A 25,670-nucleotide genomic window follows, 5' to 3' on the forward strand; every position below is an offset into this window, starting at 1 on the left:
AGAAGCACTTTGGCATATTTTTATTTTCTCACTAATAGTACTATTTTAGTGAAATTTATTACCCTAAACAGAACAACTCTATGCAGACACAAGGACTACAGACCTTAGATTACCTCGTTTTTCTATTTTATTTTGTTGTAGTAGCCTCTTATGGTTATTGGATTTACAAAAGAAAACAAAGCAAATTGGCTTCTTCCAATGATTTCTTTTTGGCAGAAGGTTCTTTGACTTGGTGGGCAATTGGAGCATCATTGATCGCCTCTAATATTTCCGCTGAACAATTTATCGGAATGTCAGGGAATGGTTTCCAAATTGGTTTAGCCATTGCTACGTATGAATGGATGGCAGCTGCTACTTTATTAATTGTAGCCATTTTCTTTATGCCGATTTATCTGAAGAATAAAATCTTCACCATGCCCCAATTTTTAACACAACGTTACAATGAAACCGTGAGCTTAATCATGGCTGTTTTCTGGTTGATGTTATATATCACCGTTAATTTAACCTCCATTTTGTATCTGGGAGCCTTGGCCGTTACTACCGTTTCAGGAATTGATTTCACCGTTTGTATGATTGGAATGGCCATCTTTGCCATCATCATTACCTTAGGTGGAATGAAAGTAATTGGTTATACGGATGTTATTCAAGTGTTTTTCTTAGTCTTGGGTGGTTTAGCTACTTCTTATTTGGCTTTAAATATGGTGAGCGACCATTTCGGTGGAGAAGGTGTGATCAATGGTTTATCACATTTGGTCAATAAAGCTCCAGATCATTTCCACATGATTTTGAATAAAGGGAATGCTAATTATCCTAGTTTGCCTGGATTAACGGTATTAATCGGTGGTATGTGGATCATCAACTTAAACTATTGGGGATGTAATCAGTATATCACACAACGTGCCCTAGGTGCTGATTTGCCTACAGCTAGAAATGGTTTGTTGTTCGCTGCAATGTTGAAAATGATGATGCCTATCATTGTTGTTCTTCCAGGTATCGCTGCTTATTTATTGCACCAAGATGGTATGTTCCAACAAGAAATGCTAAAAGATGGTGTGGTAAATCAAGATAATGCCTACCCAGTCTTATTAAATATTTTACCTGTGGGTTTAAGAGGTTTGTCATTTGCAGCATTAACAGCAGCGGTTGTAGCTTCTCTAGCGGGTAAAGCAAACTCTATTTCAACCATCTTTACCTTGGATATCTATAAAAAATACATCAATCCTTCTGCAGATGAGAAATCATTGGTGAATATGGGTCGTATTGCGGTTGTTGCTTCTATGATCATTGCCATTATCGTGGCTCCTATGATGGGGATTGATAAAAAAGGTGGTTTCCAATTCATTCAAGAATATACAGGATATGTTTCTCCAGGAGTTTTTGCCTTATTCATTTTAGGATTTTTCTGGAAAGGCGCTACCTCCAAAGGTGCTTTGGTTGCATTGATTGGCGGTTTGGCCTTCTCGTTGTTGAGTAAATATATTCCAACTTGGACAGGCGTGAATGATTGTATGTTTTACACAGCTGTTGCAGATGAATCAGGCGTTTATATGATCCCTTTCATGGATCGTATGGGTTGGGTATTTGTTTTCTGCGTGTTAGCCATGGTTATCATTGCCTTCTTTGATCCAGAAAGTAAAAATAATCCAAAAGGACTAGAAATTGATTCATCCATGTTCAGACCAAGCAATGGTTTCATCGTTGGTGCATCTATTGTAACGATGCTGATTATTGGATTGTATACGTATTTTTGGTAGGTAAATAATTATGAATTATGAGTTATGAATTATGAATGATTTTAAAAAACCGCTTTAAATTCATAACTCATAACTCATAATTCATAATTTACAATGCTCCCTCGATTATCTCCTCCACCACACTTGGATCCAATAAGGTTGAAGTGTCTCCCAAATTACTCATATCTCCCTCGGCAACTTTGCGCAGAATTCTTCGCATGATTTTTCCAGAACGAGTTTTTGGTAATCCACTTACAAATTGAATTTTATCGGGCTTTGCAATGGGTCCAATGATTTTGGCTACCGTTGCGGCAATATCTTTTCGCGCTAATTCATCATTGATGGTTGGGTGATCACAAATGACATAAGCATAAATACCTTGCCCTTTGATGTCATGTGGATACCCCACTACGGCAGATTCTACTACGCCAGTATGCATATTGATGGCATTTTCAACTTCTGCAGTGCCAATTCGATGGCCAGAAATGTTCATTACATCATCCACTCGGCCTGTAATTCGATAATATCCATCTTCATCGCGCATACAACCATCTCCTGTGAAATAAAGTCCAGGGTAGGTTGAGAAATAAGTCGATTTACATCTTTCATGATCTCCGTATGTCGTGCGAATGATGGATGGCCATGGATATTTGATGCACAAATTTCCGTTCACCCCATTTCCTACAATTTCTTTTCCATTTTCATCTACCAACATCGGTTGTACTCCCGGAAGGGGTAACGTTGCGTAAGCAGGCTTCAATGGAGTAATTCCCGCCAATGGTGAAATCATGATGCCTCCCGTTTCTGTTTGCCACCAGGTATCTACGATTGGGCATTCTTTCTTACCCACTTTTTCATTGTACCAATGCCAGGCTTCCTCGTTCAAAGGTTCTCCAACAGATCCCAATACTCTTAATGAGCTTAAATCTTTATTTTCGATGAATTCGTTGCCAAATCCCATCAAAGAGCGTATTGCTGTTGGTGCTGTATAGAATATGTTTACTTCGTGCCTTTTGATGATATCCCAAAATCTACCTGCATCTGGGTAAGTAGGTACTCCCTCAAACAAGACAGAAGTGGCTCCATTCAATAATGGGCCATAAACCAAATACGAATGTCCTGTTATCCAGCCGATATCTGCGGTACAGAAATAAACATCACCTGGATTGTACTGAAACACATTGGCAAACGTGTAAGCCGTGTAAACCATGTAACCCCCACACGTATGAACCACACCTTTCGGTTTTCCCGTAGATCCAGATGTATAAAGAATAAACAAAGGATCTTCGGCATTCATGACTTCAGCCTCGCATTGATCAGAAGCTTTCTCCTCTTCCTCTTCCCACCAAAGATCTCGGCCTTTGATCATGGAAACTGGAGTTTTGGTTCTTGTTTTTACAATAACTTTTTCAACGCTTGGGCAACTTACTAGGGCATCATCCACCGTATCTTTCATCGGGATGTTTTTGTTTCCTCGTACGGCTCCATCGGTAGTAATAACCACATTGCAAGCAGAATCATTGATTCTATCTGCGATGGATTGTGCAGAAAATCCACCAAATACCACGGAATGTATCGCGCCAATTCTTGCGGTAGCTAAAACGGCAATCGCTAATTCGGGAATCATGGGCATGTAAATACAAACTCGATCTCCTTTTTTGACACCCTGTGCTTTCAAGACATTCGCAAATTTACATACACGTTGATGTAATTCTTGGTAGGTCAAAGTAATAGCTGGGTCACCCGGTTCATTGGGTTCGTATATGATAGCTTTGGCATTTGGCTGTGTTTTTACATAGCGATCCAAGGCATTTGTCGTAATGTTTAATTGTCCATCCTCAAACCATTTGACAGAATAGTCGTCAAAATTCCAATCTAAAACTTTGGTAAATGGTTTGACCCAATCAAATTCTTGAGCTATTTCTGCCCAAAATTTTTCGGGTTGTTCGATACTTTTTTGATAAGCTTCTTGGTAGGCGTTTAGTGTTGTAATTCTCATTTTTTCAATCGTTTTATTTCAAATCAAATTCTCCTGTCAATGAATAATAACCAAAAATGGTCATACCTATGGAGATCAAAGGCGTTAAGACAAATGTATAAATAATGGCAGGAACAAGGTCATTTCCTCCTTTTGCCCAAAGAGGTAAAGCTTGGAAATAAAATAAATATACTCCCGCTCCAATACCTAAAATGATCCAAACAATTCCTAAAATTCTTTTTAATCCGTTCATTTCTTTCTTGTTTAGAATTAATCCGCCATATGGCGACCTGTTCCTTTGATATAGATAAGTCCGATTACGATACATACCGAAATCAGTGCAATTGGGTAGTTCAAACCTTCTAAATAAGGTTTTGCATAAACAGCCGATGCGCCAGCTTCTTCCGCTAACTTATTGGCATCTTTGGCTGTGGTTACTAAATATGTCGCTATCGCTGGCATTAATCCACCGAAGACCCCATTTCCAATGTGATAAGGGAGCGACATCGAAGTATAACGAATTTTGGTTGGAAACATTTCGACTAAAAATGCAGCAATTGGGCCATAAGCCATTGTAACAAATGAAATCAAGAAAAAGATCATGGCCACCAATGTCCATTTGTCCGAATTATTGATCGTAAGAGTAATTTTATCTTCTGCTTTGGGAGCGTCCTTCGACTTATCAGCCAACCAAGTCATTTTGCTTACTTTTTTATATTTTGTGCCATCGGAATACTCGCTAGTAATGGTTTTTGTGATCAATGAATCGGAGGTCCCTTGGATGATGACGCTGCTTCTTTCTGTTTTTTCAGAAGAGGTGATGAGTTCCTTATTTTTCAAATTGACTGTTTGATACATTTTTTCAAAGATCGGTCGATAACAAATTACTCCCAATATCATGCCTGCCATCATAATGCCTTTTCTTCCAATTTTGTCTGATAAACCTCCAAAAAACACAAACAATGGAGTTCCAATCAATAAGCCAATCACCATTATGGTGTTCGCTTGCGTATCGTCTATATTACAAATTTTGATCAAAAAAGTTTGGGCATAAAATTGACCTGTGTACCAAATTAAGCCTTGTCCCATGGTCGCTCCAAAAAGCGCTAGTAAAACAAATTTTAAATTTAATTTATTGCCAAATGATTCCTTCAAAGGATTCACTGCTATATTACCTTCTGATTTTGCCTTTTCAAAAAGAGGCGATTCCGACATATTTCTTCGGATCAAAAATGAAACACCAACCATGATGATGGACAATAAAAAAGGGATTCTCCAGCCGTATTCATCAAAATCTTCAGGACTCATAGATGCCTTGGTTAACATGATGATTCCCAAAGAAATGACCAGTCCAACAGTAGCTGTTGTTTGAATCCATGACGTGAAAAAACCTCGTTTTTCATCTGGCGAATGCTCTGCCACATAAGTAGCGGCTCCACCATATTCTCCACCCAAAGCCAAACCTTGGAGTAGGCGTAAGGTTAAAACTAGAATAGGAGCAAGCGCACCAATGGTGGAATAGGAGGGAATTAATCCAATGGCAAAAGTTGCGCCACCCATCAACATCAAAGTGACCATGAATGTGTATTTACGACCAATTAAGTCGCCCAAACGGCCAAAAAACAAGGCGCCAAAAGGTCTTACCACAAATCCAGCAGCGAAGGTTGCTAGGGTGTTTAAGAAAGCTGCTGTTGGATTATCTGTTGGAAAAAATTTGGTAGATAATACTGTAGCCAGACTTCCGAAAATATAAAAATCGTACCATTCAATCAATGTTCCGACGGAGGAGGCGCTAATGATATAAGCAAGGCTTTGCTTTTTTTGATTCATAATTTATGATAGGTTTTTAAGGGGTTCTAATTCTTTCTGGAAATCATTTTTTCATCAAAAATTAAAACGCTACAATTTAGAAAATTTAATTCTAAAGCGGGACAATCGGAATACTTATTTGTACAATTTTGTGAAAAAAATCTTCTTTTGATGCGCCCAAGAAAAATTCTACTTTTGTAGTGCAAAATTTCTTAAATGATGTCGAATACTCTCTTTTTTCTTTTTATCTTATTTCAATTTTTAAAATTAGAAACGCAGATAAATGAATGGGGTGGTCAAGGCTTGAGTTATACCGTTTCGGGAACTACTGGACTTCAATTACATTTAAAAATTGGCAAAAAAATCCTGATTGGCACCCAAAGAGGTGATGAATTAACCCATATTTTAACTCAATTAAACAAAATATAAATGTTGGATGCGACAAAAGTGTTATGGGTAGTTGCGGGGCCAACAGCTGTAGGTAAAACGGCTTATTGTGTTGAATTAGCCAAAAAATATCAAACTGAAATTATCTCTGCCGACTCAAGGCAATTTTACAAAGAGTTATCGATTGGCACGGCCAAACCCACTGAAGAGGAGCAAGGAGGAATCAAGCATCATTTTATCAATTCTCATTCTATTGATGAATATTTTTCGCCGGGTGATTTTGAGCGGGAAGCGTTAAAAATCATTGAAGAATTATTCAAAACCAAGGATAATGTCATAGTAACAGGCGGGTCAGGCTTGTATTTAAAAGCATTGATGCATGGACTAGATGAAATGCCTGAAGTCGATTTGGCATTGAGAGCTCAATTAGCAGATCGATTATCCAATGAAGGAATTGAAAAGCTATACCTCGAATTGAAAGATAGAGATCCTGAATATGCTGAAAAGGTCGATGCAAAAAATCCACAAAGGATCATGCGCGCCTTAGAGGTGTGTTTATCCACAAATTCCACCTACACCAGTTTTCGTAAGAAAAATCAAGTCGAAAGACCTTTTCAAATCAAGGCAATTTGCTTGGATCGACCACGGGAAGAGTTGTATCAGCGGATTGATGATCGTATGGATCAAATGTTGGCCAATGGCTTGGTAGAGGAGGCAAAAGCTTTTGAGGATAAACAACATTTATATGCGCTTAAAACCTTAGGCTATAAAGAAGTGTATGGATTTCTTCGAGGGGAATATGATGAGACAGAAATGGTCAGGTTATTGAAACGTAATTCAAGGCATTATGCTAAAAAACAATTAACATGGTTTAGGCACCAAGGGGAGTTTGAATTTGTGTCTTTGTGTTAATTTTTTAAACACCAAGACTCAAAGATTTGTCATAATTTCAAATAACCCTCTAATCCTTCTTCCAGATGTTGGCATTGAAATCCTTTGGAGCTTAATAATCGACAAGCGATAAAACTTTGTGTGCCGTTGTAGCAAATGATTGTATAAAAAGTGTTAGGATCTAATTCTGAAATTCTATCCAATAAATAGTCGAGTGGAATATGTATCCCACCCAAGTGAAAGTCGTCCCATTCTCTTGGAGTACGAATATCCAAAATATGCAAACGAGACAAATTTTTTTTGAATTCTATGGGACTTATTTTGTTCATTAATTATTAATTGTACACTCCTCTTATATTCCATTATCCACGGATTAAAATCCATGGCTACAATAATGATCATCCCTACGGGATGCTACATTTATTTTTCTCCTTTCCTCTCTTCATTATCCACGGATTAAAATCCATGGCTACAATAATGATCATCCCTACGGGATGCTGTATTTATTTTTCCACTCTTCTCTCTTCTCTTTTCTCTCTCCTCTTTTCTCTCTTCTATTTTCTCTCTTCTCTCTCCTCTCTTCTCTTTTCTCTCTTCCTCAAATCGCCATCAAATTGCAACCTCTAATTTCTGAATTATCAAATCTACCTAATACTTTAAAATGGCTTCCATCCACTTCCAATGATCCTAAATCTTTGGTTTCAATGAAAGAGCATGAATCGATGTTGGCCAAATCGATTACCTTAATTCCACCTACTTTGTGTTTCTGCGTAATATTACTGAATGGATCCGTCACTTCCCTCAGTAAAACCCGCATGCTAAAGCCAGGACTAAATATCCCATCCATTGTAGCATATGCTTGAGAAAATAATTCTGTCATTCCATATTCAGAAGCAATTTTGGTAGCCCCCATTTTTTCTTTCATAAAGTCATGGACTCGATCACGAATCCATTCCTCTCTTCGACCTTTCATTCCACCTGTTTCCATGATCATAATTCGATCATTTTCTATTGCCTCCTTCCAAAATGCAAAATCTTGTCCTGAATCTATCCAATCCAACAAGCCAAATGTCACCCCGATTAACCAAATTTTTCTCTCTGTTTCCAAGGCTTTTTTGATGTTCAAGGTTAATTCTTCATACTGATTTAGGTAAAAGCCTGAAAGTTCCGATTTCGATTCTTTGATGAAATGGTCCATCATAAATACCAAAGAAGAGGTGCTTCTCTCTAAATAAGAGGGCAAAAGGGCAAAAATGTGGAATTGTTGGAGTTCTCCGTACTTTTCCTCAAAAATTCGTTTGGAAATATGTTGATAAAAAATGGGGTCACAAACAGGATGCTTAGATGGAATTTGTCCCGTTGTGCCTGAACTTTCAAAATTGAATAAGATTTTAGCAAAACCTGTTTGTACTTGATAATTTTTAAACAATTCAATGGGCAAAAAAGGTATTTGATGAATTTCATTCACGTCTTCAATCGAAATATTCATCATTTTTACATAAGTCTGGTACAATGGATTGAATGCATATTGGTACTGAAAAACCTCCAATGCGATTGCCTCAAAATCATTTGCATGCAAGTTTAGCACTTTGCTTTTTAAAGTTAATTGGGTTTGTTCCCAAATCTCTGGATCCAATTGCATGCCTTTTATGTGAAATTTTATACAAAATTAAAGCAAATCATTAACTTTACAGACTTTAATTTACCGTAATTCAACATGTTGAAGCCAAGTAGTTTCTTTTTTGTGATTGTAATTGCATTGCTAGGCTTGTGGTCTTGTGTTCAAGAACCCAATTTTAGCGCAACGCCGGTAATTCAATTCAATTCCATTCGGAAGATTGTGAAAACATCCAGCGATGGCTTGGGAGGTAAAATTAAAATTGATTCTTTAATCATGTCCGTGGATTTTCAAGATGGAGATGGTGATTTAGGACTGACCGTAGCACAATTAAAGGCAAACCCTAAATACAAGGATTTTAGTAATTTCATCGTAGATGTTTTGATTCAAAAAAACGGAAAATTCGTGCCCATAACATTTAGTCCTAGGTTAGGTGGATTGGTAAATTTTCCATTTTTGCCCAACCAAAAACCAGGTCCCATAGAAGGAACCATCGATTATTCTACCCCCTTTGTTTATGCATTTTACAAAGGTTATTCACCTCTTTTTACAGAAAAAAACGATACACTTAAATTTCAAATAAAAATTGTGGACAATGCTTTTAACGTCAGTAATACCGTTGAGACTGCCCCAATCATCATCTTTCAAGACTAAAAATTAATCCATGAAATTATTACAAACAGCTTTCGTAGGAATTTGTCTGTATTTGGCAATTCTAAATCCCATTGTTGCACAAAAGGAAATTACTTTAGACGATATTTGGAAAAATTATACCTTTAGACAAAAATCCATTCAGAATTTTAATTGGACCAAAGATGGCCAATCTTACACTGAATTAAAGGAGGGCAAAATTTATAAATATAGCGTTGCTGATCCGAATAAGTCAGAAGTGCTTTTTGATCAAAGCAAAATCGCTACTTCAGAAGGAAAGAAAATTTCCATGCAAGAATTTTCTTTTTCAAAAGATGAACAAAAAATTCTGATATCTACTGAGGTTGAATCAATCTATCGCAGAAGTACCAAGGAAATCAATTATATTTTTGATATTAAAACCCAAAAGCTCAGTCTGTTGTCTAAGGGAGGGAAGCAAATGCATGCAACCTTTTCACCTGATGGCAACTTTGTTGCATTTTCTAGGGACAACAATATGTTTGTTGTCAATGTGGCAACTGGCGCAGAGAAAGCGATTACAAATACCGGTAAGATTAATGCTATCATTCATGGAGTTTGTGATTGGGTTTATGAGGAAGAATTTTCATTTTCTCAAGCATTTCAATGGTCTCCAGATAGCAAAAAAATTGCCTATTATACCTTTGATGAAACCAAAGTTCCAGAATATAATATGCAGATGTGGGGAGATTTATATCCCAAAGACTATCGTTTCAAATATCCCAAAGCAGGAGAAGCCAATTCCATTGTGAGTCTTTCCGTTTATCAATTAGATAATACCAAAACAAGTACCGTGGATGTGGGTAAAGAAAAGGATCAGTATATTCCAAGAATGAAATGGACTAATGATGCAAATGTGCTCTCATTTATGCGTTTGAATCGTTTGCAAAATCATTTAGACCTAATTCATTCAGATATTAAATCAGGAAAATCAAGCATAGTCTACACAGAAAAAAGCAGTACATCTTTGGAAATTGAAGCTGTTGGGAATGATTTGACCTATTTGAGCGATAACAAACGCATGATTTTGTCGTCTGAAAAATCGGGATTTAAACATTTGTATTTGGCTGAAATTGCAACGGGTCAATTGACTCCCATCACTCAGGGTAAATGGGAAGTGGATGATTTTTATGGTTTTGATGAAAAATCACAAACATTGTATTATAGTGCCGCAGAAATATCACCCATTAGTCGCCAAGTGTATCAAATTCAATTGGACGGTTCGGGCAAAAAACTGATTTCTAGCAATACTGGAACAAATTCAGCCAATTTTAGTCCAGATTATTCTTATGTGATTTTCAATAGAAGTTCTGCCAAAGAACCTTTGGAAATTACTTTGAAAACTAGTGGTGGGAAGGTGCTTCGTGTGTTGGAAGATAATAGCAAATTGAAACAACAATTAAAGGATTACCAAATAGCTACTCGCGAATTTTTTGAAATTCCACTGGCAAATGGGGAACATTTAAACGCCTATTGTATCAAACCTGCCAACTTTGATCCAAGCAAAAAATACCCTGTTTTAATGCACGTTTACGGTGGACCAGGTAGTCAACAAGTAGTAGATTCTTATCCCGGCTCAGATTTATATTGGTATCAATTGTTGTTGAATAAAGGCTATTTGATTTATTGTGTAGATAATCGCGGGACTGGTGCAAGAGGAATTGATTTCGAAAGAATCACTTACCGAAATTTGGGCAATATTGAAGTACAGGATCAAATTTATTCTGCGAAATATTTGGGGACATTGCCTTATGTGGACAAAAATAGAATTGGTATTTGGGGTTGGAGTTATGGTGGATTTATGGCGGCCAATTGTTTAATGCAAGGGGCGGAAGTGTTTAAAGCGGCCATTTCTGTGGCGCCAGTTACCAATTGGAGATTTTATGATTCCATTTATACCGAGCGTTACCAAGGATTGCCACAAGATAACGCTGCAGGATATGATGATAATTCGCCAGTTTCACATGTAAATAAATTAAAAGGTAATTTGCTTTTGGTACATGGAACGGGAGATGATAATGTCCATTTTCAAAATGCGGTTTCATTGCAAGATGCTTTGATTAAGGCCAATAAGCAATTCCAAAGCTTTTATTATCCAAATAGAAACCATGGAATTTCAGGAGGAAATACTCGTTTGCATTTGTATCAAATGATGACTGATTTCTTGTTGAAAAATTTATGATGATAAGGTAAAATTGCAATTTTGGGTTAGTTTTATCTAATTTTTAAACAAAATTGGCTATTTTTGCTCTTTCATATTACGCCCTACGAATTTCGATTCGATAAATATAATTTTATGACCCTACATAGAGAAGGAAAAACCATATTAATCAGTACGTTAGTAATTGTTTTATCTATCAATGCGTTAATCGCATATTTTTTCCCAGAAAATACTTATTTAAGAGAAGGAATTGTTGTTGTAACTTCTTTATTTTTCTTGATAATTTTACAGTTTTTTAGAGTTCCTAAAAGAGTAACGGAAATTAATCCCCATCATATTATTGCGCCAGCGGATGGGAAAGTGGTTGTGATTGAAGAGACAGTAGAAACGGAATATTTTAAAGGGCCGAGAAGACAAGTTTCCATATTCATGTCACCGATCAATGTTCACATCAATTTTAATCCTATTTCAGGAATTGTTTCTTATTTCAAATATCATCCGGGCAAATATTTGGTGGCTTGGCATCCGAAATCAAGCACCGAAAATGAGCGTACAACTTTTGTTGTAAAGCATGAAAATGGGACGGAAGTTCTTTTTCGTCAAATTGCTGGAGCACTAGCTAAACGTATTTGTTGGTATGCCAAAGAAGGAGATACCGTAACACAAGGAACAGAATTTGGCTTCATTAAATTTGGTAGTAGAATCGATATTTATCTTCCTTTGGATGCAAAAATTTGTGTAAATATCGGAGATAAACCCGTAGGTGGAGAGACCGTTATTGCTACTATTTCATAGAAGAGAGTTATTAATTATTAGTTATTAGTTATTGAAATTTTTAAATTAGGAACCTAATACCTAATACCTAATACCTAATACCTAATACCTAATACCTAATACCTAATACCTAATACCTTTTACATCACTCCCAGTTCGCCCAATTTTCTTCAATCAAACGAATGATCTTTTCCAGTCCAATTTGATCTATTTCAGAAAAATCGTTTAGTTGATCACTATCTAAATCAAAAACCAAAATCACATTTCCATCTGCACCTTTGGCAGGTAATACAATTTCTGATTTAGAGGCAGAAGCACAAGCAATATGTCCAGGGAATTCATCCACATTCGGTACAATGACAGTTTGTTGAATCGTAAAAGCATGGCCACAAACTCCTTTGTGAAAAGGGATTCTTGTACAAGCTACAGGTCCTTGAAAAGGGCCTAAGACCAATTCTTTGCCTTTGTTTAAATAAAAACCTACCCAAAAAAAGCCAAATGTCTCATGAATGGCTGCTGCAATATTGGCTAAATTGGCATATTTATCTGTTTCTCCGGCTAAAAGGTGCTCGATTTGAGGTAGGAGTATGTTGTACTTTTCGGCACGGGTTCCTTCTATTTTAACTAAATCTTCTGCCATTTAGGATGCACTTTCTTGTTGAACAAAATATCTTTTTAACCATGAATTAGCAGCTACTTCTGGCCAATTAGTTTGGTAACAATATAAATTAGGAATTAAGGGTGTCACTACTTTCGATTCAGCTGTTATGTGTCCTTCTTGAACTGCCTGTTTAATGGATGGAAGAGGATACATGTCTAGTTTTTCTCCGTTGACAATTGACAACGTTCTATCAAAAAAATCAATGGATAATTGTCTTCCTAATTCTTTGAACCATTGTGTAGAAGCATCAATGGAACAGCCTGAAGCTTGATTCGTCGATTCGTCTAGTCCAAGAATGACCACTTGCTTATATCTAATTTCAAATGACCCTTTTAGTCCAGCCCCATGTGCATTCCATGATTCAATAGCCTCGGGCAAAAATGCGTTTAATTGTTCAATTTCTATTTCAGAAAATGGCCTATTTGCCTGATATACCCAAATTCTTGCATTGGGAGGTAATTCATTAAATGGAGTGTACATATTTATAATTTTAATGATTGCTGAACTAATTCAGCTAAATCTACTACTTGAATGCTTTTATCGTGCCCTGTTTTATTTAATCCGTCTTGTAGCATAACCATGCAAAATGGACATGCAATGGCCACTTTAGTAGCACCCGATGCAATTATTTCTTCCGTCCTTCTAACTTGCATATCAATTTTACCTTCTTCGGGTTCTTTAAAGACTTGAGCGCCTCCCGCTCCGCAACATAAACCTTTTGTGCGACAACTTTTTAGCTCTTTTACTTCTTTTTCTAAACCTTCTATCACTGCTCTTGGAGCTTCAAAGATACCATTTCCTCGACCTAAATAGCAAGAATCATGAAATGCGATTTCTTCTTTTTGTGTGTTTTCTGCTTTGATTTTTCCACTTTGCAACAAATCTGCCAATAAAGTGCTGTGATGAATAACCTCGTAATTTCCACCTAAGGCGGGATATTCATTTTTTAAGGTATTAAAACAATGTGGACAAGCAGTTACGATTTTTTTTACGCCATACAGATTAAGCGTTTGTATATTCGTTGCAGCCTGCATCTGAAATAAAAACTCGTTACCAGCTCTCCTTGCCGGATCACCCGTACAGGATTCTTCCGTTCCTAGAACCGCGAAACTTACTTGGGCCTCATTTAAAATTTCACAAAAAGCCCTCGTCACCTTCTTCTGACGATCGTCAAATGAACCTGCACAGCCGACCCAAAATAAATATTCGGGACTTTCTCGTTTGGCCGCCCATTCAGCCATGGTGGTGATTTTCAACTCCATTATTTCTGCAATTTTTCTTTTTCTAATGCCCGCATTTCTGCAACTGTTAATTTACTTCCATCATGACTCCAACCAGGAGGGCCAAAAATGTAGAACCAAACACTTTTAAGCGAATTGGCTTTTAACAAATCCTTAGCTATTTGTACCCATTCAAAAAAGGCAATTTTTACCGGATTATAGCTTTCAATCTGGGTAGTTAATCCATAACTTGGATGCTGTTCTTCTTTTTGAAAAGAACCAAACATGCGGTCCCAAATAATTAAAACACCTCCATAATTTGTGTCCAAATAATTCAAATCCGTTCCATGGTGTACCCGATGATGGGAAGGTGTATTGAAAATATATTCAAACCACTTAGGCATTTTGTGAATGAATTCAGTATGAATCCAATATTGATATAACAAGCTAATTTGTTGGAAGGTAATTAAAATCAAAGGGTTAACTCCAAGCAAAGGAATCCATAAATAAAAAATAAACATTCCTGAAATATTGGACGTCCAAGTTTGTCTTAATGCAGCTGCCAAATTGTATTTGGGGGAGGAATGATGTACAATATGAGATGCCCAAAAATACCTGATTTCGTGAGATAATCGGTGCATCCAATAATAAGTAAAATCCTCTGCAAAAAAGGTGAATACCCAAATTGGCCACCAATCAAAGGCAAATTCTTGTAATTTAAAATTGTCGTAGACATACAATACACTACCAAATCCAACAGCTTTAGTAAGCATACCAATAATCAAATTGCCAATCCCTAAACTAATAGAGGTTAAGGAATCTTTAGCCTCAACAAATTTTCGCTTTTGCTTGTATGAAACATAAGATTCGATGATGACCGTCAATAAGAAAAAGGGAATTGCATATAAAATAATACTTCTCATATTAGTTTAATTTTACCGTTTCTTTCAAAAAATGAATACTTGCTTGCAAAGGTATTTCCACATGTTCTCCCAATATTGGGGAAGTCATTACGTGATACCTAGATAAAGGAAATGCTTGCTCTTTTTTCAAATAGGCTGGAGTTCCTAACAAAGGAAACATTTCTTTCATTGCTTTGACAGAAACTACATTGTCTTGATGTTGCTCATCTTTGTAATAATAGGTCAAAAATACGGGACATTTGACTGCTTGAAAGACTTCTTCTGTCATTTCGTGCGTCAAAAAATTTTGTAATGCGATGATTCCATCCACTTTATAATGCAAACTCCAATATTGCTCATGTAGTGCATTTTTGGCTGGAATATCTCGATATTCACTTCCTAAAATGGCTTTAGCAATTTGCTTACCCCAAGGGTTGTCTAATAATGTCGCATTAGGATCTGCTACCGCAATACATGGGCCATATAAAATCAAGGCCTTTATTTCAGGGTGTTTGCTTGCTAGCACCAAAGAAAGAGCTCCTCCAAATGATGTACCCAAAACGACCACCTCGTCTCCCAATTTTTTTGCGATGGCATAATAATTTTCCACGCTTTCATAAAAATCATCGGCCGTGATATTTTCAAAAACCTTATCTGATTTTTTTTCTCCATGTCCAGCCACTCGTGCTAAAACCAAATTTGCACCAAAAGCTTTGGCAACTTCCCTATGCACGGGATCTCCTTCCATTTGTGAAGCAGAAAATCCATGGACATACAGAAATACGATCTTCGTTTTCTTGGGATGTAAAGAGTCTGCCCACACGATTTTTCCCTTGTTGTTAGGTTTCAAATTCAGATTTTGAGCCTCTTTTTGTGCTAAGAATTGTTGGATTTTTAGCAAAGAATCAGGAATGTTTGTCCAAGTTACTCCACGATCCAGCGTTGGGCTTTCAGGACTTGGTCCTAGAAAATAAACCAAGGCTATGAATGCGATGGCGGTAAGTATTTTTTTCATATCAGTTTTTTGCCCAATTCATTCGATCATTTGGATCAAATTTCCATGGGGCTTGATTGGTTTCTATATTACTAAACATGGAATTCCAAGCCACAGGAGCATCAGATAATTCCATTATTTGAAATCTTCTTAATTCTAAAATGATATTTAATGGAGAAAGTTCCATCGGACAAGCTTCCACGCAAGCCATGCAGCTTGTGCAAGCGCGTAATTCTTCTGCCTGGATATAATCTCCTAAAAGGCTTTTCCCGTCATCCATCCAAGCTCCTTTGTTTGCCACTAAATTTTTACCCACCTCTTCTAATCTATCCCGCGTATCCATCATGATTTTTCTCGGTGAAAGTGCTCTTCCTGATTGATTCGCTGGACATTGTTCGGTGCATCTACCACATTCTGTACAGCTGTAAGCGTCTAAAGCATGCTTCCAATTCAAATCTTTGACATCTTTGGCTCCAAATTTCATGTTTTCGTTGGCTTGAAAATTCGGATCGACAGGTAAATTCAGCATGATATTCACTTCGTTTGTAATGGCAGGCATATTCGCCATTTCAGCAAAAGGCTTCAAACTAGAAAAGTAGGTTGCCGGGAATGCTAAGAAAATATGTAAATGTTTGGAATAAGTAACGTAAAGAGCAAAACTTAATATACCAGCAATATGAAACCACCATGCCATTCGTTCTATGATGATTAGATTAGTTGTTGAAATTGAGTTGAATAATGGAATAAAATTTTGGGAAACAATAAAAGACCCAACAGGACTATAATGGGGAATATTTCTAGTTTGTAACACGGCATCACTCGCATTCATTATCCATAAAGCCAACATTAGAATGACCTCAATCAACAGAATGGTATACGCATCTTGTACCGGAAACCCTTTGAGTTCTGTATGTTTATTAGCTTGTAAACGGGGCAAAGAAAGGAGGGCTCTTCTAGCGAAAAAAACCAGACAAGCGATGAACACTCCCAAAGATAAAAGTTCAAAAAAATCGAGCAATAAAGCATAGAAATCACCTAAAATAGGAGCAAAGATTCGATGTGTACCAGCGATTCCATCAATGATTATTTCTAAAATTTCCAGATTGATCAGAACAAAACCGATGTAAATAAGAAAATGAAAAAAGCCAACTAACGGTTTTTGAAACATTTTTTTTTGCCCAAAAGCTAATAAAAACACTCGCTTCCATCGTTCTGACGATCGATCTGTTAGGGCCACTTTTTGGGTGATATGAATACTGGCTGCAATTTGCTTAAATCGCTTAAAAATCAGGTAGGACATGCCTCCAAGCAATAAAATGAACGCTATTTGAGTAAAAATAATTGCCATAATGATCATGCTTTCTGGGAATCAGAATAGTATGCTAATCATACTATTTTACAAGACCCAAATCTAGAGATTTTTTTTGAGGTATAGATCAAGTAAACTGATAATTTCTTGGAAATAAATAGAATTTTATTTTAAATTGTTAGTGTATTATTTAAACCAACCACTAATTAAATGTATCCGCTCCATTCTCCTCCTCTTATTTCGAAATAATCAATCGCTTCATTGCTTTTAGTCGTTAACACAATGACATAATTTTTTAACAATCACTAAACACTTTCCATTATGAAAAACAATTTCAAAACGTATTTAAAGATTTTAGTAGCCATTGGCCTTGCCGTTTTTTTCTACAAAGTAATTTTTCCTGATTTCTATGTTGGCTTCCGAGAAGGATATAATCAGGCAAAAAAAGATCGAAGTAAGTAATGATTTTTTACGCATAGGCTTCGAGAGCTTCATTTACCTTGCAATGATAAGTTCAATCATTTTTCTTCGAGAGCCTAAGCTACTATTTATTTACCATACTTGTGCCTGAGGCTTTTGAAGTTACCCCTGAACAGCTAATTATTTTAATTTTTTCATATCTGCATTAACGTGAAGTAAACACATAACTTGATAATGTATAAGTATTGTTTTATGAGGTAAGAATTATAAAAAAAGTACATGATTTTTATTTTTAATTCTAATAAATAGCTTGGAACATTGAGGATATTTTCTTTATTTGGTTTACGAATTCATTTACCTTACCACTAATTATATGTATCCATCGGACCTACTTACTCGAAAAGAAAAAGAAGTTTTAGATCTTGCCCGTTTAGGTTATTCCAACAAAATCATTGCAGAAAAATTAGTGGTGGCCATCACCACTGTAAAAACGCATCGGAAAAATATCATGCAAAAGCTGGGTATCACTGGCAAAGTCGAAATGACTCGGTACTTGTTGAATTTACCACCCTTAACATAAAAAATTACAAAAACATCATACTTAAATCCTACCTAGGTAGGATGCGTACAATTAAATATCTTTTTAGTTTTGCCATGTACTTGCAAGTCCTGGTGAATACCGAAAAACCATTAACAGAGTAGGTAATAAATTTCTATTTTTAATAAAATGAAAAATTTAGAAAGCTTAGGTTTTAACGAACTTAGCATAACTGAACAGATAAATGAATCAGGAGGCTTTTTCTTAAAGCCAGCAGGTGGATTTGGTAATTCATCAATTGTTTCGATTGTCGCGTCTTATGGGCATGATGTTTTAGATTTCTTTCAAGGTATACACGATGGATTATCTAATGGAGTCAATGATTACAAAAAAGCTAAAAAATTTTAAAAAAAAAGTAAAATAAAAAAAATTAAATAACATGGAATTAAGAATAATGTCAGATTGTGAAATGATTGAAATTGTTGGTGGGCACAAAGGAAAAACCTATAATATTGGTTATGCAATAGGTCAAACCATGGCTTTTTTTGCTGCAGCGACTGATATTGTCAGTACAGCTTTTGGTTTTAAAAAGTAACTTTTTATTTTCCCAATGGGGTGACTAAGATTCCTCATTGGGAAATTTTATATTATGGATATGTTTTTATTAAAACCGGAGGTTTCCAAAGATGATGGCGTTTTTACTTGGAAACATTTGAAAATGATTTTCCTTGTTTATGTTCTGTTTTTTATTGCTCAGGGAATCTTTTTTGGAATTATTAAGCTGTTAGACGGGGCCCTTTTTGACAAGACAATGCATTTGTTTAAGTCGACTTTTTCTGGCGAAAATTATGTTCATCCAATGTATTTGGTAATCATCGCCCCAATTTTGGAAGAGATCCAGTTTCGTTTACCGATGGATTTGAAGAAGAATTCAATTTGCATGGGCTTAGCTATTTTTTTAGGAAATTTGCTTATGTCATCATTCCATATACCGCTTTTTTATGCCGAATTTCAAGTTTTACCACTTCTAGAATTTCTTTTTGTTTACTGGGTTTTGTTTGTTGTTTTTGCTTGGGTTTATCAAACTTTTTTAGATAAATGGCGATTGGACATTCCTAATTATGTTGTCTTTTACTTTTTATCGATACTTTTTGCTCTTATGCACTTGGTTAATTACCTACCTCTTGAATCTAATTTGAATTTTGAATACATAATTATTGTATTTAGTCATTTTATAAGTGCATGTTTATTTGGCTACTTAAGGTGTAAGTGTGGTTTTTGGAGTGGGGTTGTCATTCATGGATTCGTGAATTATTTTTGAAGCTATTCTAATCATATAATTTTACCAACAACCTGATAATCTACCATTCTCTATTTTTTATCTCAAAACACTCCTTTAAATTTACACTCAATACCTAACCAATCATAATAAACTATGTATCACATCGGCGACGATATTGAAAACTCGGTAGAGAATCTCATTGCTAAAAATCGAGAAAATGCCATTTCCCTTTATTTTGTTTTTATTTTGGCCATTGCAAGCCTATTATTTTCATTGCCTTATATCTGGGTAGATATCAGTTCACAAAGTAGGGGAATCATTCGTTCTGCAGATGAAAATGTACCGCTCATTTCATTGGTCAATGGCAAAATTACTTACCTCAATATTCATAATAACCAAAGCGTAAAAAAGGGGGAAATTCTCTTGAAAATTGATCCAGAAATTTTGGAATCGCAAGTAGGCTTAAATACTAATTTCAAAAGTCAAACCTTGCAATCCATCCAAGATTTGGAGCAAATCAATGGTTCAAACAATCCTCTAATTATACAAGAAAATTTAAAGGAGGATTATCAAAAGTTCTTAAAGCAAAAAACGGAACTAGAAAGTAAACTTGCATTGGCAGAAATTAACTTTCAAAGAAATAAAAAATTGTACGATGAGCGGGTGATTTCAACTTCTGAGTATGAGCGGTTTTTATACGAACTCACTTTTGTCAAAGACGCTTTGAATAGCTTTGTTCAACAACAAAAATTTGCTTGGGAAAAACAAAAAAAGGAACTGTTGGACGCTTTAAAAAATTATGAGAACTCCTTAGAGAAATTGAATTTAGAAAAAAAGAATTATGTATTGAAAGCACCCATGAGTGGCACAATTGTCAATTTTAAAGGTTTTCAAGTGAATTCTTTTATTGGTGGAGCTTCTACAATTGCTGAAATTTCACCTAACCATGGCCTGTTAGTAGAATGCCAAGTTCAACCCAAAGATATTGGATTGATTAGGCAAGGACAAAGGGTAAAGTTTGAATTAGATGCTTTTAATTATAACCAATGGGGATTCATCGATGGAGAAGTGATGGAAATGGATCAAAACGTAAGCATTCAAGATAAGGAAGTATTCTTTAAGGTCCGCTGCCTGTTGAATGAAACACATTTAAAGTTGAAAAATGGATATAAAGCGAAGGTTGGGAAAGGAATGACTCTCACGGGTCGTTTTATTCTCAATCGCAGAAATTTATATCAATTATTATTCGACAAAATTGACAATTGGTTGAATCCGAATAAGCAAGCAAATAATTAATATGCCATCCATAAAAATTAAACAGCACGATATCAAGGATTGTGGTGCTGCATGTTTGGCTTCCATTGGGAATCATTATCAAGTTAATTTGCCCATTGCAAAAATCCGATTGTTGGCTCAAACTGATTTAAGGGGAACCAATGTATTAGGAATTGTACAAGCTGCCGAGAAAATGGGTTTTTCTGCGAAAGGTGTTAAAGGTGGAATGGAGTCTATTCCTAAAATCCCGCTGCCTGCCATTGCTCATGTGGTTTTAAAAAATCAGTTGCACCATTTTATAGTGATTTATAAAGTCGGCAAAAAATATGTAGAAGTAATGGATCCTGCTGTGGGTAGGATGGATAAATACACTTGGGATGATTTCAAAGAAATATGGACCGGAGTACTGATTTTATTTGCTCCTAATGAAGAATTTAAAAAATATAATGCAACGGTTTCTCCATTCAAGCGTTTTTGGGATTTAATACAGCCTCACAAAAGCATTTTATTGCAATCTGTTTTTGGAGCAATGTTATTTACCGTATTAGGTCTCGCCATGTCTATTTATATTCAGAAAATCACGGATTATGTGTTGGTAGATGGCAATAAAAATTTGTTGAATTTAATGAGCGCTGGGATGCTGTTACTCGTTACGCTACAAGCATTTATAGGAAGCAAAAAAAGTATCATGATGATGAAAACGGGGCAACTGATGGATGCCCAACTGATACTAGGCTATTACAAACACCTGCTTCATTTGCCACAACGTTTCTTTGATACAATGCGAATTGGTGAAATTACTTCCAGAATCAATGACGCCATTAAAATCCGAAATTTTATCAACGATGTAGCCATCGAAATGGTTGTAAATGTATTTGTCGTGATATTTTCCTTCGCTTTGATGTTTACCTATTATTGGAAACTTGCTCTTGTTATGTTGATTTTGATTCCATTTTATGCAACAATCTATGCAATTATGAATCATTTGAACAAAAAAGTTGAGCGGACAATCATGGAAAATGCGGCTGATTTAGAAACTCAATTGGTAGAATCTGTTAATCATATTAGAACAATTAAAGAATTTGGAGTAGAGGATTTTTCTAATTTAAAGACAGAAAACCGCTTTGTTAAATTATTATTTTCAGCCATTAAATCAGGTTATAATTCTGTGTTTGCAGGGACTTCTAGTTCCTTTATATCTTCTGTTTTTACCATCATTCTCATGTGGTTAGGCGCTGGTTTTGTGTTAGATAGACATATTACGCCGGGGGAACTTTTTTCCTTTTATGCTTTAATAGGATATTTCACTTCTCCAGTAGCTTCCTTGATAGGAGCAAACAAGTCAATTCAAAGTGCCTTAATTGCCGCTGACCGATTGTTTGAAATCATGGATCTTGAAAGAGAGTCGATAGAGAATAAATTTAATATAACAAATAATGATCTTGGAGATATAAAGTTGGAAAATGTGTCGTTTTCTTATGGCAATCGAGTACAAGTTTTTAAGGATTTTAGTGCTTGTTTTAAGAAGAATGAAATGACGGCTATTGTTGGAGAGAGTGGAAGCGGGAAGACCTCTTTATTTGCCATTCTGCAAAATTTATATCCTGTGAATGAAGGCAAAATTCATTTTGGCGATTATACCTTAGAAAGTATTCAGTATCAAAGTTTACGTAATCTGATCGGAGTGGTCCCTCAACAAGTCAATTTGTTTTCTGGGAATGTCATCGAAAATATTGCCTTAGGGGATTCATTTCCGGATATCAAAAGAGTTTTGGCATTGTGTCAAGACTTGGGTATTGCGGAATTTATTGAAAAACTACCCGCCAATTACCAAACACCTTTGGGTGAAAATGGCGCTATGTTATCTGGTGGCCAAAAACAACGCATTGCCATCGCTCGGGCATTATATAAAAATCCAGAGATATTGTTGTTGGATGAAGCAACTTCTTCCTTAGATTCCAATGCAGAAGCATTGATTCATGAAGTGATACAAAATTTTAAACAGCAAAATAAAACTGTTATTACCATCGCTCATCGATTGTCAACCATTATGCTTGCGGATCATATTTTGGTGATGAAAGAAGGGCTTGTTCAAGAATCAGGGAATCACCAAGAATTACTCAATAGGAGGGGACTTTATTTCGAGATGTGGAACAAACAAGTAGCCTAAAAATTCGGGTGCCCAATGTTTTTAATCTATGGACACCCAAAAGGTATTTAAATAGATGGTGTATTTAATTCTGCTAATGAGGCATCAATTTGTTCTTGGGTCACTTCAAAATCAACCAATTTCCCATTCAAATATTGTTCATATGAACCTAAGTCGAAATTACCATGTCCACATAAATTGAATAATATGGTTTTTGAAACACCTTCTTTTTCAGCTTGTTTAACTTGACGGATCACCTCAGCGATAGCGTGTGTAGCCTCTGGTGCTGGGATAATTCCTTCTGTTCTGGAGAATAATATACCCGCTTCAAAACATTCATTTTGATTTATTGCATCCGCTTCAATTAAGCCATCTTTTAATAATTGACTTACAATGGCACCTGCACCGTGGTAACGTAACCCTCCCGCATGGATAGGAGATGGTACGAAATTATGCCCTAAGGTGTACATTGGAATTAATGGTGTCATACCTACAGTATCTCCAAAATCATAACGGAATACTCCTCGTGTTAATTTAGGGCAAGAAGTTGGCTCAACGGCGATGGCTCGTGTTTTTGGCCCGCCTGATAAATTATTTTGTAGGAAAGGAAATGCTATTCCTGCGAAGTTCGATCCACCTCCAAAAGGTGCGACAATAATGTCAGGATAATCGCCTGCCTTTTCCAATTGTTTCATTGCTTCCAATCCGATGATGGTTTGGTGCATCAAAACATGGTTTAATACGGAACCTAAGGCATATTTGGTATCTTCATTTTTTGCAGCAATTTCAACCGCTTCAGATATTGCAATACCTAAACTGCCTGGTGAGTTAGGATCTTGCGCTAATATTGATCTTCCTGAGTCTGTTAAATTGGTAGGAGAAGGGTGAACCTTAGAGCCCCAAGTATTCATCATGATTTTACGGTAAGGTTTTCCTTCGTAACTAACCTTTACCATAAATACTTCACATTCGATATTGAATAGTTTGCAGGCAAAACTCAACGCAGAGCCCCATTGGCCAGCACCTGTTTCAGTTGAAATTTTCTTAACACCTTCTTTGGCATTGTAGTAGGCTTGAGGAATAGCGGTGTTTGGTTTATGTGAACCAGCAGGGCTAACCCCTTCGTACTTATAATAAATTTTGCAATTTGTTTTTAATGCCTTCTCTAATTCCAAAGCACGAAACATAGGCGTCGGCCTCCAAATTGAATATAAATTCCTCACTTCATCAGGTATTTCTACCCAACGTTCTTGACTAACCTCTTGTTTGATTAATTCCATGGGAAACAAAGGGGCCAAAGCTTCTGGGCCAATGGGTTGCTGTGTGCCTGGATGTAATGGAGGAAGTGGTTTGTTGGGCATATCTGCCACGATATTATACCAATGAGTAGGGATTTCTGATTCAGATAAAAGGATTTTTCTCGACTGTGTCATAGTTTGGAAAGGATAAAAAAGGTTTGTTTAAGTTAAAATGATTCTATTATTAATTCGTAAAGTACTAAAATGTAAATTAAATTCAAAAAAAAAGACCCTCCGAAGAAGGTCTTAAAATGATTCTATTTTTTTAACTATTATTTTTTTCTGAAAAATAATGAAATTGGAGTACCGTCTAATTTAAACGCTTTTCGCATCTGATTTTCCAAATATCGTTCATAGCTCTCTTTGATGTATTGTGGTAAATTACAGAAAAAGATAAATGTCGGATACGGTGTAGAAACCTGTGTACAATATTTGATTTTAATGTATTTCCCTTTCCACGCTGGAGGCGGGTAGCTTTGGATGACATCCAACATCACATCATTTAATTTAGAGGTAGAAATTTTTTGTGATCTATTTTCATAAACCTCTAACATCAATTCAATTACTTGAAAAATTCGTTTTTTCTCCATTACTGAGGTGAATATAACGGGCATGTAATTCAAAGGCGCCATTCTATCTTTAATGGCTTTCTCCAACCTGATGGCTGTGTTGGTATCTTTCGCTACCAAATCCCATTTATTAATCATTAAAACGATACCTTTCTTAGCTTTATCAGCCATACTCACGATATTCATATCTTGAGCCTCTAAACCAGTGTTGAAATCGATCGTAGTTGCATCAATTAAAATAATAGCGACATCACATTCCTCCAAGGCTTTGATAGAACGTAAAACAGAATAATATTCGATATTATCATCAATTTTAGCTTTGCGGCGGATACCAGCTGTGTCGGTAATAATAAAATCTTTACCGTAAAGCGTATAATGGTTTTGAATAGCATCACGCGTTGTTCCAGCAATATCTGTTACAATGGATCGATCATTACCTAACAAGGCATTTAAAAATGACGATTTACCTACATTTGGACGTCCTAAGATAGCCACACGTGGAACGCCAGCCTCTGGATTTTCAATGCCTTCTTCTTTGAAATGAGAAACCATTTCATCCAACATATCCCCAGTACCACTTCCACTTTCTGCAGCAATAGGAAATGGGTCTCCTAAACCTAATTCGTAAAATTCAGCTGCGGCAAAAGCTTTCTCATGTGTATCAGCTTTATTGGCTACTAATAGTACAGGTTTTTTTGATCGTCTTAATACTTTAGCAAAATCTTTATCTAAATCTGTTAATCCTGTTGAACAATCTACTACGAACAATAAAACAGCAGCTTCTTCCATGGCCATTTCAACTTGTTCACGAATAGCTCCTTCAAATATGTCGTCGGAACCGTGCACATAACCTCCTGTATCAATTATAGTAAAAAACTTACCTGTCCACTGACCGTAACCATAATGGCGGTCTCTTGTTACGCCAGACATGTTGTCCATGATGGCTTTCTTTTGCTCAATAAGACGGTTAAACAAGGTAGATTTTCCTACATTGGGGCGACCGACAATGGCAATAATATTTGTTGACATGTTA

The 25,670-nt window shown here is 36.2% G+C and carries 26 protein-coding genes; 13 read left to right on the top strand and 13 right to left on the bottom strand.

Annotated elements, in window-relative coordinates; translation table 11 throughout:
• Positions 1 to 80: 80 nt before the first annotated feature.
• Positions 81 to 1,754, top strand: a complete 1,674-nt coding sequence (locus tag V7S79_RS05305; RefSeq protein ID WP_459489522.1) for a sodium/sugar symporter — start codon at positions 81 to 83, stop codon at positions 1,752 to 1,754.
• A gap of 88 nt (positions 1,755 to 1,842) precedes the next feature.
• Here V7S79_RS05305 and acs read toward each other — a convergent pair whose 3' ends face one another.
• Genes acs through V7S79_RS05320 form a run of 3 tightly spaced genes read right to left on the bottom strand, consistent with a single transcriptional unit; the run spans position 1,843 to position 5,541 of the window.
• On the bottom strand, positions 1,843 to 3,732 hold the full coding sequence (gene acs, locus V7S79_RS05310) for an acetate--CoA ligase (protein WP_459489523.1): 1,890 nt from the start codon (positions 3,730 to 3,732) through the stop codon (positions 1,843 to 1,845).
• Positions 3,733 to 3,745: 13 nt separating this feature from the next.
• Complete coding sequence (locus V7S79_RS05315) at positions 3,746 to 3,964, bottom strand: DUF6814 family protein (RefSeq protein WP_459489524.1); 219 nt, start codon at positions 3,962 to 3,964, stop codon at positions 3,746 to 3,748.
• Between the two features lie 17 nt (positions 3,965 to 3,981).
• Complete coding sequence (locus V7S79_RS05320; RefSeq protein WP_459489525.1) at positions 3,982 to 5,541, bottom strand: MFS transporter; 1,560 nt, start codon at positions 5,539 to 5,541, stop codon at positions 3,982 to 3,984.
• A 195-nt stretch (positions 5,542 to 5,736) separates the two neighbouring features.
• On the opposite strand from V7S79_RS05320, the gene V7S79_RS05325 reads away from it, so the two are divergent.
• A complete protein-coding gene (locus V7S79_RS05325; protein WP_459489526.1) occupies positions 5,737 to 5,949 on the top strand; it encodes a hypothetical protein in 213 nt (70 codons plus the stop codon).
• Positions 5,950 to 6,819 carry a tRNA (adenosine(37)-N6)-dimethylallyltransferase MiaA gene (gene miaA, locus V7S79_RS05330; RefSeq protein ID WP_459489527.1) on the top strand — a complete coding sequence of 290 codons (870 nt, stop codon included), beginning with the start codon at positions 5,950 to 5,952 and terminating at the stop codon, positions 6,817 to 6,819. It abuts the gene before it with no gap.
• 29 nt (positions 6,820 to 6,848) lie between these two features.
• Here miaA and V7S79_RS05335 read toward each other — a convergent pair whose 3' ends face one another.
• On the bottom strand, positions 6,849 to 7,127 hold the full coding sequence (locus V7S79_RS05335) for a rhodanese-like domain-containing protein (protein WP_459489528.1): 279 nt from the start codon (positions 7,125 to 7,127) through the stop codon (positions 6,849 to 6,851).
• Positions 7,128 to 7,396: 269 nt separating this feature from the next.
• Positions 7,397 to 8,440 (bottom strand): acyl transferase, encoded by a 1,044-nt coding sequence (locus tag V7S79_RS05340; protein ID WP_459489529.1) that lies wholly within the window; start codon positions 8,438 to 8,440, stop codon positions 7,397 to 7,399.
• 75 nt (positions 8,441 to 8,515) lie between these two features.
• Between V7S79_RS05340 and V7S79_RS05345 the strand changes: the two genes are divergently transcribed.
• The 3 genes from V7S79_RS05345 to V7S79_RS05355 all read left to right on the top strand — a co-directional run bounded on the left by V7S79_RS05345 (position 8,516) and on the right by V7S79_RS05355 (position 12,041).
• Positions 8,516 to 9,070, top strand: coding sequence for a hypothetical protein (locus tag V7S79_RS05345; RefSeq protein WP_459489530.1), 555 nt, complete (start codon positions 8,516 to 8,518; stop codon positions 9,068 to 9,070).
• Positions 9,071 to 9,080: 10 nt separating this feature from the next.
• A complete protein-coding gene (locus V7S79_RS05350) occupies positions 9,081 to 11,267 on the top strand; it encodes a S9 family peptidase (protein WP_459489531.1) in 2,187 nt (728 codons plus the stop codon).
• A 114-nt stretch (positions 11,268 to 11,381) separates the two neighbouring features.
• Positions 11,382 to 12,041 carry a phosphatidylserine decarboxylase family protein gene (locus V7S79_RS05355; RefSeq protein ID WP_459489532.1) on the top strand — a complete coding sequence of 220 codons (660 nt, stop codon included), beginning with the start codon at positions 11,382 to 11,384 and terminating at the stop codon, positions 12,039 to 12,041.
• Positions 12,042 to 12,165: 124 nt separating this feature from the next.
• Here the strand turns inward: V7S79_RS05355 and V7S79_RS05360 are convergent, their stop codons facing one another.
• From V7S79_RS05360 to V7S79_RS05385, 6 genes are read right to left on the bottom strand one after another with little or no spacing between them, the layout of a single operon-like run.
• Positions 12,166 to 12,660 (bottom strand): GAF domain-containing protein, encoded by a 495-nt coding sequence (locus V7S79_RS05360; protein ID WP_459489533.1) that lies wholly within the window; start codon positions 12,658 to 12,660, stop codon positions 12,166 to 12,168.
• The gene (locus V7S79_RS05365; protein ID WP_459489534.1) at positions 12,661 to 13,161 is read right to left on the bottom strand and encodes a hypothetical protein; all 501 of its coding nucleotides are present in this window, start codon (positions 13,159 to 13,161) and stop codon (positions 12,661 to 12,663) included.
• Between the two features lie 2 nt (positions 13,162 to 13,163).
• Positions 13,164 to 13,943, bottom strand: a complete 780-nt coding sequence (locus V7S79_RS05370; RefSeq protein WP_459489535.1) for a (Fe-S)-binding protein — start codon at positions 13,941 to 13,943, stop codon at positions 13,164 to 13,166.
• Entirely contained in the window at positions 13,943 to 14,824 is an 882-nt protein-coding gene (locus tag V7S79_RS05375; RefSeq protein ID WP_459489536.1) for a sterol desaturase family protein, read from the bottom strand. Before V7S79_RS05375 ends, V7S79_RS05370 begins: the two co-directional genes overlap by 1 nt.
• A gap of 1 nt (position 14,825) precedes the next feature.
• Positions 14,826 to 15,818: an alpha/beta hydrolase gene (locus V7S79_RS05380; RefSeq protein WP_459489537.1), complete on the bottom strand. Its 993-nt coding sequence runs from the start codon at positions 15,816 to 15,818 to the stop codon at positions 14,826 to 14,828.
• A 1-nt stretch (position 15,819) separates the two neighbouring features.
• On the bottom strand, positions 15,820 to 17,145 hold the full coding sequence (locus tag V7S79_RS05385; RefSeq protein WP_459489538.1) for a 4Fe-4S dicluster domain-containing protein: 1,326 nt from the start codon (positions 17,143 to 17,145) through the stop codon (positions 15,820 to 15,822).
• Positions 17,146 to 17,427: 282 nt separating this feature from the next.
• On the opposite strand from V7S79_RS05385, the gene V7S79_RS05390 reads away from it, so the two are divergent.
• From V7S79_RS05390 to V7S79_RS05420, 7 genes are all read left to right on the top strand, one after another.
• Positions 17,428 to 17,568 (top strand): hypothetical protein, encoded by a 141-nt coding sequence (locus V7S79_RS05390; RefSeq protein WP_459489539.1) that lies wholly within the window; start codon positions 17,428 to 17,430, stop codon positions 17,566 to 17,568.
• A gap of 331 nt (positions 17,569 to 17,899) precedes the next feature.
• Positions 17,900 to 18,106 (top strand): response regulator transcription factor, encoded by a 207-nt coding sequence (locus V7S79_RS05395; protein WP_459489540.1) that lies wholly within the window; start codon positions 17,900 to 17,902, stop codon positions 18,104 to 18,106.
• Between the two features lie 147 nt (positions 18,107 to 18,253).
• Complete coding sequence (locus V7S79_RS05400) at positions 18,254 to 18,472, top strand: hypothetical protein (RefSeq protein ID WP_459489541.1); 219 nt, start codon at positions 18,254 to 18,256, stop codon at positions 18,470 to 18,472.
• 31 nt (positions 18,473 to 18,503) lie between these two features.
• A complete protein-coding gene (locus tag V7S79_RS05405; RefSeq protein ID WP_459489542.1) occupies positions 18,504 to 18,659 on the top strand; it encodes a hypothetical protein in 156 nt (51 codons plus the stop codon).
• Positions 18,660 to 18,713: 54 nt separating this feature from the next.
• The gene (locus V7S79_RS05410) at positions 18,714 to 19,385 is read left to right on the top strand and encodes a hypothetical protein (protein ID WP_459489543.1); all 672 of its coding nucleotides are present in this window, start codon (positions 18,714 to 18,716) and stop codon (positions 19,383 to 19,385) included.
• A 114-nt stretch (positions 19,386 to 19,499) separates the two neighbouring features.
• The gene (locus V7S79_RS05415; protein ID WP_459489544.1) at positions 19,500 to 20,642 is read left to right on the top strand and encodes an HlyD family secretion protein; all 1,143 of its coding nucleotides are present in this window, start codon (positions 19,500 to 19,502) and stop codon (positions 20,640 to 20,642) included.
• Between the two features lies 1 nt (position 20,643).
• On the top strand, positions 20,644 to 22,791 hold the full coding sequence (locus V7S79_RS05420; RefSeq protein ID WP_459489545.1) for a peptidase domain-containing ABC transporter: 2,148 nt from the start codon (positions 20,644 to 20,646) through the stop codon (positions 22,789 to 22,791).
• 47 nt (positions 22,792 to 22,838) lie between these two features.
• Here V7S79_RS05420 and V7S79_RS05425 read toward each other — a convergent pair whose 3' ends face one another.
• Together V7S79_RS05425 and der are read right to left on the bottom strand one after the other, a co-directional pair.
• A complete protein-coding gene (locus V7S79_RS05425) occupies positions 22,839 to 24,203 on the bottom strand; it encodes a TrpB-like pyridoxal phosphate-dependent enzyme (protein ID WP_459489546.1) in 1,365 nt (454 codons plus the stop codon).
• A 137-nt stretch (positions 24,204 to 24,340) separates the two neighbouring features.
• Positions 24,341 to 25,666, bottom strand: coding sequence for a ribosome biogenesis GTPase Der (gene der / locus V7S79_RS05430; protein WP_459489547.1), 1,326 nt, complete (start codon positions 25,664 to 25,666; stop codon positions 24,341 to 24,343).
• Positions 25,667 to 25,670 lie beyond the last annotated feature (4 nt).

Source organism: Aquirufa sp. ROCK-SH2 (assembly GCF_054558315.1).

Excerpts from the sequence above, each read along its gene's own strand:
- V7S79_RS05355 (WP_459489532.1), top strand. The coding sequence starts at position 11,382 with ATGACCCTACATAGAGAAGGAAAAACCATATTAATCAGTACGTTAGTA.
- V7S79_RS05405 (WP_459489542.1), top strand. The coding sequence starts at position 18,504 with ATGGAATTAAGAATAATGTCAGATTGTGAAATGATTGAAATTGTTGGT.
- V7S79_RS05390 (WP_459489539.1), top strand. The coding sequence starts at position 17,428 with ATGAAAAACAATTTCAAAACGTATTTAAAGATTTTAGTAGCCATTGGC.
- V7S79_RS05320 (WP_459489525.1), bottom strand. The coding sequence starts at position 5,541 with ATGAATCAAAAAAAGCAAAGCCTTGCTTATATCATTAGCGCCTCCTCC.
- miaA (WP_459489527.1), top strand. The coding sequence starts at position 5,950 with ATGTTGGATGCGACAAAAGTGTTATGGGTAGTTGCGGGGCCAACAGCT.
- V7S79_RS05365 (WP_459489534.1), bottom strand. The coding sequence starts at position 13,161 with ATGTACACTCCATTTAATGAATTACCTCCCAATGCAAGAATTTGGGTA.
- V7S79_RS05420 (WP_459489545.1), top strand. The coding sequence starts at position 20,644 with ATGCCATCCATAAAAATTAAACAGCACGATATCAAGGATTGTGGTGCT.
- V7S79_RS05350 (WP_459489531.1), top strand. The coding sequence starts at position 9,081 with ATGAAATTATTACAAACAGCTTTCGTAGGAATTTGTCTGTATTTGGCA.
- V7S79_RS05410 (WP_459489543.1), top strand. The coding sequence starts at position 18,714 with ATGGATATGTTTTTATTAAAACCGGAGGTTTCCAAAGATGATGGCGTT.
- V7S79_RS05415 (WP_459489544.1), top strand. The coding sequence starts at position 19,500 with ATGTATCACATCGGCGACGATATTGAAAACTCGGTAGAGAATCTCATT.
- V7S79_RS05335 (WP_459489528.1), bottom strand. The coding sequence starts at position 7,127 with ATGAACAAAATAAGTCCCATAGAATTCAAAAAAAATTTGTCTCGTTTG.
- V7S79_RS05325 (WP_459489526.1), top strand. The coding sequence starts at position 5,737 with ATGATGTCGAATACTCTCTTTTTTCTTTTTATCTTATTTCAATTTTTA.
- V7S79_RS05340 (WP_459489529.1), bottom strand. The coding sequence starts at position 8,440 with ATGCAATTGGATCCAGAGATTTGGGAACAAACCCAATTAACTTTAAAA.
- acs (WP_459489523.1), bottom strand. The coding sequence starts at position 3,732 with ATGAGAATTACAACACTAAACGCCTACCAAGAAGCTTATCAAAAAAGT.
- V7S79_RS05400 (WP_459489541.1), top strand. The coding sequence starts at position 18,254 with ATGAAAAATTTAGAAAGCTTAGGTTTTAACGAACTTAGCATAACTGAA.
- V7S79_RS05305 (WP_459489522.1), top strand. The coding sequence starts at position 81 with ATGCAGACACAAGGACTACAGACCTTAGATTACCTCGTTTTTCTATTT.
- V7S79_RS05315 (WP_459489524.1), bottom strand. The coding sequence starts at position 3,964 with ATGAACGGATTAAAAAGAATTTTAGGAATTGTTTGGATCATTTTAGGT.
- V7S79_RS05395 (WP_459489540.1), top strand. The coding sequence starts at position 17,900 with ATGTATCCATCGGACCTACTTACTCGAAAAGAAAAAGAAGTTTTAGAT.
- V7S79_RS05345 (WP_459489530.1), top strand. The coding sequence starts at position 8,516 with ATGTTGAAGCCAAGTAGTTTCTTTTTTGTGATTGTAATTGCATTGCTA.
- V7S79_RS05425 (WP_459489546.1), bottom strand. The coding sequence starts at position 24,203 with ATGACACAGTCGAGAAAAATCCTTTTATCTGAATCAGAAATCCCTACT.
- V7S79_RS05370 (WP_459489535.1), bottom strand. The coding sequence starts at position 13,943 with ATGGAGTTGAAAATCACCACCATGGCTGAATGGGCGGCCAAACGAGAA.
- V7S79_RS05375 (WP_459489536.1), bottom strand. The coding sequence starts at position 14,824 with ATGAGAAGTATTATTTTATATGCAATTCCCTTTTTCTTATTGACGGTC.
- V7S79_RS05385 (WP_459489538.1), bottom strand. The coding sequence starts at position 17,145 with ATGGCAATTATTTTTACTCAAATAGCGTTCATTTTATTGCTTGGAGGC.
- V7S79_RS05380 (WP_459489537.1), bottom strand. The coding sequence starts at position 15,818 with ATGAAAAAAATACTTACCGCCATCGCATTCATAGCCTTGGTTTATTTT.
- der (WP_459489547.1), bottom strand. The coding sequence starts at position 25,666 with ATGTCAACAAATATTATTGCCATTGTCGGTCGCCCCAATGTAGGAAAA.
- V7S79_RS05360 (WP_459489533.1), bottom strand. The coding sequence starts at position 12,660 with ATGGCAGAAGATTTAGTTAAAATAGAAGGAACCCGTGCCGAAAAGTAC.